Origin of the sequence: Streptomyces boncukensis (genome assembly GCF_011045075.1) — a bacterium.
Lineage (GTDB): Bacteria > Actinomycetota > Actinomycetes > Streptomycetales > Streptomycetaceae > Streptomyces > Streptomyces boncukensis.
This window is the reverse complement of record NZ_JAAKZZ010001018.1, coordinates 1-1001: the sequence shown is the minus strand read 5'-3', so window position 1 is coordinate 1001 and position 1001 is coordinate 1. Positions and strand designations below refer to the sequence as shown.

The 1001-nt window shown below is 73.7% G+C and carries 1 protein-coding gene; it reads right to left on the bottom strand.

Annotation, left to right across the window (positions count from 1 at the left end):
* Positions 1-971, bottom strand: a 971-nt coding sequence (gene hisC / locus G5C65_RS37675; protein ID WP_165303558.1) for a histidinol-phosphate transaminase, incomplete at its 3' end; no start/stop codon positions are given.
* Between the last annotated feature and the right edge of the window lie 30 nt (positions 972-1001).

The window sequence follows — 1001 nt, the reverse complement described above, 5'->3', positions numbered from 1 at the left end:
GGGAAGGGCCGCACCGTGACCCCCGCCTTCTCGGCCAGCTCCGCGAACTCCACCGTCCGCTCGCCCAGCCGCAGCCACACGAAGTTGGCCTGCGACTCGGGGACGGTCCACCCCTGGTCCCGCAGCGCCCCGGTGACCCGCGTCCGCTCGGCCACCAGCGCGGCCACCCGCTCCAGCAGCGCCGGCTCGCTCCGCAGCGACGCCACCGCCGCCTCCTGCGCGATCTGGCTCACCCCGAACGGCACCGCCGTCTTCCGCAGCGCGGCGGCCACCGGCTCATGCGCGATGGCGAAGCCGACCCGCAGCCCCGCCAGCCCGTACGCCTTGGAGAAGGTCCGCAGCACACACACGTTCGGCCGGTCCCGGTACAGCTCGATGCCGTCCACCACCCGCTCGTCCCGTACGAACTCGCGGTACGCCTCGTCCAGCACCACCAGCACCCGGGAGGGCACCCGGTCCAGGAAGCGCTCCAGGTCGGCGCGGGGGATGGCCACCCCGGTCGGGTTGTTCGGATTGCAGACGAAAATGAGCCGGGTGCGCTCGGTCACCGCTTCCGCCATCGCGTCCAGGTCGTGCGCCTCGCCCGCCGTCAGCGGCACCTGCACGGACGTCGCGCCGGAGATCTGGGTGATGATCGGATACGCCTCGAACGAGCGCCAGGCGTAGACCACCTCGTCGCCCGGCCCCGAGGTGGCCTGGAGGAGCTGCTGCGCGATTCCGACCGAGCCGGTGCCGGTCGCGATGTGCTCGGCCGGGACCGAGAAGCACCCGGCCAGCTCGGCGACCAGCCCGGCGCAGGACATGTCCGGGTAGCGGTTGAAGGACGCCGCCGTACCGGTGACCCGCTCCAGCACGCCGGGGAGCGGGGGGTAGGGGTTCTCGTTCGAGGACAGCTTGTAGGAGACGGGCCCGTCGGCCGCCGGGGGCTTGCCGGGCTTGTACGCCGGGATGCCCTCCAGCGCGTCCCGCAGCCTCGGGCCCCCCGGGGCCGCCCCCTCCCG